This window comes from Mycobacterium sp. (assembly GCF_032159565.1).
Classification (GTDB): domain Bacteria; phylum Actinomycetota; class Actinomycetes; order Mycobacteriales; family Mycobacteriaceae; genus Mycobacterium.
Genome location: NZ_JAVHWR010000022.1, coordinates 25726 through 32757, shown reverse-complemented (window position 1 = coordinate 32757; position 7032 = coordinate 25726). Strand labels below are relative to the sequence as shown.

At 66.6% G+C, this 7032-nt stretch carries 6 protein-coding genes; all 6 read right to left on the bottom strand.

What is annotated here, in order from left to right; genetic code table 11:
- A partial coding sequence (locus QOC76_RS02810) for an aldehyde dehydrogenase family protein (RefSeq protein ID WP_526353941.1) occupies window positions 1–1006 on the bottom strand: 1006 nt, incomplete at its 3' end.
- A gap of 39 nt (window positions 1007–1045) precedes the next feature.
- Window positions 1046–2761, bottom strand: coding sequence for a thiamine pyrophosphate-binding protein (locus QOC76_RS02805; RefSeq protein ID WP_526353939.1), 1716 nt, complete (start codon window positions 2759–2761; stop codon window positions 1046–1048).
- Window positions 2762–2774: 13 nt separating this feature from the next.
- The gene (locus QOC76_RS02800) at window positions 2775–3731 is read right to left on the bottom strand and encodes an acyl-CoA dehydrogenase family protein (RefSeq protein WP_526353937.1); all 957 of its coding nucleotides are present in this window, start codon (window positions 3729–3731) and stop codon (window positions 2775–2777) included.
- Entirely contained in the window at window positions 3731–4960 is a 1230-nt protein-coding gene (locus QOC76_RS02795) for an acyl-CoA dehydrogenase family protein (RefSeq protein WP_526353935.1), read from the bottom strand. Before QOC76_RS02795 ends, QOC76_RS02800 begins: the two co-directional genes overlap by 1 nt.
- On the bottom strand, window positions 4957–5874 hold the full coding sequence (locus tag QOC76_RS02790; protein WP_526353946.1) for an acyl-CoA dehydrogenase family protein: 918 nt from the start codon (window positions 5872–5874) through the stop codon (window positions 4957–4959). Before QOC76_RS02790 ends, QOC76_RS02795 begins: the two co-directional genes overlap by 4 nt.
- Window positions 5875–5879: 5 nt before the next feature.
- Complete coding sequence (locus QOC76_RS02785) at window positions 5880–7028, bottom strand: acyl-CoA dehydrogenase family protein (RefSeq protein ID WP_526353933.1); 1149 nt, start codon at window positions 7026–7028, stop codon at window positions 5880–5882.
- Between the last annotated feature and the right edge of the window lie 4 nt (window positions 7029–7032).

Below are 7032 nucleotides of genomic sequence, written 5' to 3'. Positions count from 1 at the left end.
CCTTCTGGATCAGGCTCTGCACCTTGTCGAACTGAGCCTTGGAGGCGACCGGGCCGATCGCCCGTTTGTCGTCGGGGTCGCCGACCAAAACCGCTTCAGCAACGCCGCGTGCGATCTCGGCGGCTTCGGCGATGCGGTCCCGGGGAACGAGCATGCGCGACGGCGCATTACAGCTCTGGCCGGTGTTGACCATCATCGTGGACACACCCGCGGTGACGCTTTCGGCGAACTTCTCGTCGTCGATGACGATGTTCGGGCTCTTACCGCCGAGTTCCTGGGTCACCCGCTTGACAGTGGCAGCCGCGTTCTTCGCGACGTCGACGCCCGCCCTGGTCGAACCGGTGAACGACACCAGGTCGATATCGGGGTGGCTGGAGAGTGCCGCTCCGACACCGGGGCCGTCGCCGAAGACCATGTTGTAGACGCCGGCCGGCACCCCCGCCGAATCCATCACCTCCGTGAAGATCTGGCCCGAATAGGGCGCCACCTCCGACGGCTTCAGCACCATCGTGCAGCCGGTGGCCAGTGCCGGGAACACCTTGCAGGCGATCTGGTTGATGGGCCAGTTCCATGGCGTGATCAGGCCGCAGACGCCGATCGGCTCCTTGAGAATCAGCGTCGACCCGCGCTGCTCCTCGAACGAGAAGTTCTTCAACGCGTCGATCGCGCCCATCAGGTGGCCCATCCCCATCATCACCTGAGGCCCGGCCGCCAGCGACGGCGGTGCGCCCATCTCCTCGTGCACGGCATCGGCGAGATCCTCGGAGCGCTTCTGGTACTCCGCGGCGATCGCCTGTAGCAGGTCCAGCCGCTCCTCGCGGGTGCTCACCGACCACGTCGCAAATGCCTTGCGCGCCGCCTTGACCGCCTTGTCGACGTCTGCCGCTGTGCCGATCGCGATCTTCCCCGACACCCGCTCGGTGGTCGGGTTGTCAACGTCGAGCGTCTTGGGCTCGGTCGGCTCGACCCACTGGCCGTCGATGTAGAACTTCAGATATTCACGCATGTCTCTAAGCTTCCTCTATTCGCGGTTCGACCGCGGCCACTACTGAGTGCCTTCTGCATACCAGGTTCGGAATCTGTCGTACTTGGGCATCTCCTCCGAGTTCGCCGTTGGGTCGATGCAGACGTGCACCACGGCGGTCTTGCCGCTGGCGTACGCCCGCTCGATCGCCGGGCCGATCTCGTCCTCCTTCTCCACATATTCGCCGTGGCAGCCGAAGCCCTCTGCGATCTTGTCGAAGCGCACGTCCTTGCTCCAGTGCACTCCCGGCTGCGGTGACGGCTGGGTGAAGGTGCGCTTGTAGACGCCGACCTCGAGCCCCCACTGATGGTCGACACCGACGACACATACCAGCGGCAAGCCCTCCCGCGCGGCAGTCTCGAGCTCGGCGATGTGGAACAGGAACGCCGAGTCGCTCGTCAGCAGCATCACCGGCCGCTTGCGACCCTCGGCGACCGAGGCGCCTACGGCGTACGGCAGACCCGTGCCCAGATGACCGAAGTTCTGGTTCCAGATCACATCTCGTGGCTTGGTCTGGGAGTAGGTCCACTGGAATATGACGGTCGCGCCACCGTCGCGCACCATGATGCCGTCCTTGGCGAACTCGTCGAACGCCTTGGTCGCCTCGACCACGTAGCGCGCCGGGTGCACCGGGGTGCGTCCACTTGGAGCCTCTTCTGCCACCCGCGTCAGTTCGGCGGCGTCGGCCTTGACCAGGGTCTCCAGGTTGGTCGACTGGGAGCGCGGGCTCTCCCGCAGCGCCTCCACGAGTTGCGGCACGACGCCGCGCAGATCCCCGACCAGCGGCACGTCGAACCGACGGTTGACGCCGATGGCGGTCGGGTCCTGCTCGACGTACACCCATTTGCGGTTCGCATCGTTGCCTGCCCAATGCTGAGTCCGGCCGTAGTGCATCGGCTCACCGAGTTCGGTACCCAACGCGACGCACAGGTCGGATTCCTCGACTGCCTGGTTTGCGGCCGGGGAGAACAAGTATGGGAACGTCCGGTCCTGCAGTCCCGGAATATACGACGTGCCACCGGATGTCTGGATCACCGGGCAGGCCATCAGCTCGGCGAGTTCCCTGACCTCCGCCTGGGTGCGCGACGTGTGAACGCCGTGGCCCACCAATAGGATCGGGCTCTTGGCTTCGCGGATCAGCTTCGCGGCCTCTGCGACCTCTCGAGCACCCGCACCCTGGTTGACCAAGCGATAGGCGCTGGGCTCTGGAGCCTCGGGCACATCGAGTTCTTCCAGGATCACGTGGGACGGAAACTCGATGTAGGACGGACCAGGTGTGCCGGACATCGACCGGCGAATGGCCTCGTGCACGATCTCATCGGTCTGGTCGGCGTACTCGATGGAGCTGCTGTACTTGACCGACGGCGTGAAAAGGCCCTCCTGCTGGATGAACTGGATGCGTCCGCGGCGGACCCGGCGCTCGGTGATGCGGGCTCGCTGGCCGCCGAGGAAGATCACCGGCGAGTTCTCCACCAACGCGCACATCATCGCACCGGAGATGTTGGCGACCCCTGGCCCGAGCGTGCCGATGCACAGCCCCGGCTTACCCGTCATTCGCGACGCCGCCTCGGCCATGAAGCCGGCACTCAGCTCGTGGTGAGGGGCGACGACCGACCAGCCCCGCGCGTCGGCTTCGGCGAACATGTGCACGAAGTTCGGGTCAGGAATGCCGAACAGCGTGTTGACGTCCTCGGCCTCGAAGAGGTCGAGAATGCGTTTGTATACGGGGACACCCATCGTGGAACTCCTTTTATAGGTAGCGTTTTGCGAGCTCTTGGCGGTGAGCTGCCGGTGAACCGAACAACGAACGGTTGAGTGCGGCGCGCTTGAGGTAAACATGGATGCCGCTCTCCCACGTGTAGCCGATGCCACCGTGCAGCTGCATCGCCTTGCCGACGATGTCGACGGCCGTACCGCAGGCGTAGGACTTGGCCATCGCGACGCAGACGCCGGCATCCGGCGCGTTCTCCGCGACCGCATCGACCGATGCACCGAAGAGTCGGCGGGCCACCGTGATCTTGACGGCCATGTCGGCACACGCGTGCTTGACCGACAGGAACGACCCGATCGGACGATCGAACTGGTATCGGACCTTTGCGTAGGCCACCGTCGAGGCGAGCATGGCCTCGGAGAGGCCGAGGCTGTCGCAGGCGATCACGACCGCGGCGCGCTGAAGCAGTCGTGTACGCGCGTCGATGGGGTCTTCTTGGAACCGCATGACATCGCTCGCATCGGCCTTCGCCGACACCGTCGCCAGCCGGCGGGTCTCGTCGAGCACCGGTCGGGGTGTGACTTCCGCGGCTGCGCATATGACGCCACCGTCGGTGACCGATAGAACCCGGTCTGCGCCCTCGGCGTCGGGGACGAACTCCGGCGATTCGACCACGACGGCCAACCGGATAGCGCCCGACGAGACATCGGTGAGGAGCCGGTCGCGGGTCTCGCTGGGCTGCAACGCATTCAAGGTGCTCACCGCAAGCACGGCGCTGCCGAGGTAACTGTTCGCGCTGGCCGCGCGGCCCATCTCCTCGCATATCACGGCCACCTCGGCAAAAGTTGCGCCCGCGCCGCCGAACTCGTCCGGCACTTCCAAACCGACCCAGCCGGCATCCACCAGCGCGGGCCACCCGACCGCGCGGTCCTTGGCGAGCAGGTCGCCCGCGACGGACCTGAGCTCGGCGTGGAACTCTGCGAATTCGTGTGCCATCAGGCTCCGCCGGATTCTCGCGGTGACACGGGGTCCCGCTCGGGCATCGGCTCTCGCGGCAGCCCCAGACCGCGCTCCGCGATGATCGTCCGTTGAATCTCGCTCGAACCGCCTGGAATCGTCCACTCCCACGAGCCGATGAAATCCAGCATCCACGAACCGGATTCCCATCCGCTGGATGCCGACTTCACCAGTTCGGTGTGCACCGGCAGGCCGCCGGTCTCGGCGCCGAAGTCCGTCATCCGCTGCAGCAGTTCGCTGTAGTACAGCTTGACGATGGAGGCGTCCGCAGGGCCCACCGTGCCGGCCTCGGTGTTCTCCACCAGCTGCCTGCACAGCCCGCGCAGGCCGGCTATTTCGGTTTCAAAACGTGCGAGCCGGTCCGCGACGACCGGATCGTCGGTGGGGCACGACTGCACCAGCCAACGGAAGCCGGCATTGCCGAGACGCTCCGCGAGTTCCAGCATCGTCATCCCGCGCTCGGCGCCCAGTGTCGCCTGCGCCACCTGCCATCCGGCGTTCTCTGCGCCCACCAGGTTCGCGGCAGGGATTGTGACGTCGTTGAGGAAGATCTCACAGAAGTGCGAGTCGCCGATGGCGTTGCGGATCGGTCGCACTTCGACGCCAGGGGTGGTCATGTCCAAGAGGAAGTACGAAATACCTTTGCGCTTGGGCGCTTCGGGGTCGGTACGGGCCAGTAACAGGCACCAATCCGCGTGCATCCCGCCACTGGCCCACAGCTTCTGGCCGTTGACGACATAGCAGTCGCCCTCCTTGCGTGCCGTCGTCCGCAGGCCGGCCAGGTCGGACCCCGCCTCTGGTTCGGAGAACCCCTGAACCCAGATTTCGCCGTCGAGGATCGCGGGCAGGTGCCTGCGACGCTGGTCATCGGTGCCCGCGGCGAGCAGCGTCGACGCGGCGTGATGGATGCCGACGAACGCGAGCACCAGCCGCGGTGCGTCGTGGGCGGCGAGCTCCTGATACAGCACGATCTGCTGGGCGACGGACAGCGTCGTCTCTGCTCCTCGCGTGCGCAGCCCACCTCCCCACTCGCACGGCCAGTGCGGGACGGCGAAGCCCGCGGCGTGCAGCTCGGCGAACCACGCCTTCTGAAAACGGGCGAATTCGTCGTCGCTGACGCCGGTTTGAGCCGCGCGCCAGCCGTGCGGGATGTGTTGCTCACACCACGACCGCACCGTCGCGCGGAAGTCGTCGAGATCGGCCGTCACGCGTACAACCCCGTGAGACCGCTTCTCCCCGCGCGACGGGTCAGTTCGTCGCGGGTCGCGGACAACCCGAACGGCAACCGCCGCAACGGCTGGCTGTAGCGGGACAGCCACGACAGCGTGGTCTCATCGCAGAAACCGACGGCGCCGTGCAGCTGATGGCACACCCGGAAGACCACCTCGGCCGCTTCGATGGCGGACATCCGAAGCGCGAGCGCGTCGACGAGTGCTTCCGGCTTGCCGGAACCGGCGCTCCACAGTGCGTACTTGGCGAGGATCTCCAGGCCGCTGCGTTCCACTTCGGCGTCGGTGAGCTGGAACTGGACGCCTTGGAACGTCGACAGCGACTGCCCGAACTGCTTGCGCAGGCTGACGTGCGCGATGGTCAGCTCGAGCGCGCGGTCGAGCATGCCGAGCAGTGTCCAGCACGGAAGCACGAGGCCGAGCGCGACGTCACCAATCCCGTTTCGGTCCGTCTCCGAGAGCTCGAGCGGGGTGACGAACGCAGGGCCTGTGACGCCGTGGCCGACGACTGCGCTTCGCGCGCCCTCCACCGTCGCTGCCGCCCACCGTGCTTCAACTCCGCCAATCGCGCCTGCCGGTTGGTTCGCGGCGACCACGATCAGGCCGTCGGCGTCGAGATCGACCGGCCGGGCGAGGCGCTCGGCGACCGGATACGGCACCGCCCAGTAGCCGGCGCTGCGGCACAGCGCCGCTGCCGCTTCCAGCCCGTCGGCGTCGGTCCGCGCGTCGAGATCCCAGGCGCCCAGTTCGGTCAGCACCGCACCGACGAGGGCATCCCGCGTATCGGGCTTGGCCTCGGCCTGTTGGACGAGTTGGTCCCCGCCGGCCGCGTCGAATGCCCGAAGTGCCTGCCGCCCATACTCTTTGGCGTCCTCGCTCAGATCGAGGATCATCTCGCTCATTTCGCCGCCAGCATGGCGCGGGACAGCAGGATGCGTTGCATCTCGATGCTGCCCGAGGACACCGTCGACGCCTGCGAGTATCGCCAGTGGTCCTCGACCTCGCCCAAAAACCATCGGCCACCCGCATCGTCCGGTGACACCTCCGCCGCGATCTCCATCAGCACCTCGGCGCTGTCCTGATCCAACTTGGTCACCGCGATGCGGTAAGCGGCGGCGTCTCCCGGCTGGATACGACCGCTACTCTGCAGCGAAACAACGCGATAGGCGAGCAGGCGGGCGCGGCGACAGTGGGTGAGCATGCGCATCCACCGGCCCCTCAATTCGGCGGGCAGGTCCTCCCAGCGGTTGCCGAGAACCAACGGTGCCGCCGCCAGAAGCCGTTCACATCGCGCGTACCTCGCGATGCCGACCCGCTCGAAGGACGTCACCTCCGCAACGATCGACCAGCCCTGGTCGACCTCACCGAGCACGTCTGCCCGAGTGACCCGCAGGTCGTCGAAGAACACCTCGTTGAGGTGGTGCGGACCCAACATGGTGCGGATGGGTCGCACCTGGATCGCCGGCTCGTCCATCGGGACAAGGAAAATCGTCAGCCCCTGCTGCTTCTTCTCTCCCCTGTGGGTGCGGGCGAGCAGAAAGCACCACTGCGCCATGGTGGCGTAGGACGTCCAGATCTTCTGGCCGCTGACCAACCAGCCGTCACCGTCCGGTCTGGCGGTGGTGCGCAGCGATGCCAGGTCGGAACCCGCCTCCGGCTCGGAGAAACCCTGGCACCAGATGACCTCGCCGCGCGCGATCGGCGGCAGATGCTTGCGCTGCTGGTCTTCGGTGCCGTGCCGCATGATGATCGGTCCGACCCAGTTGACCCCCATGTACTGGGCACCGCGCGGCTCGTGGTGGGCCCACATCTCCTCGCGCACCACGGTCTGCTCCCAGACCGAGGCCCCGCCGCCGCCGAACTCCTCTGGCCATGACAAGCACAGCAGGTTCTCGTCGGCCAACGTCCGGCAGAACCGCTGTGCCGTCTCGAGGTCGGCCGGATTGTCGGTGAACGCACCCAGGAAGCCTTCCGGCACATGGGTTTTCACCATCTCTCGCAGCTCGCGGCGAAGGTCGGTGGCCGCGGGTCCCATCTCGAAGTCCATGCAG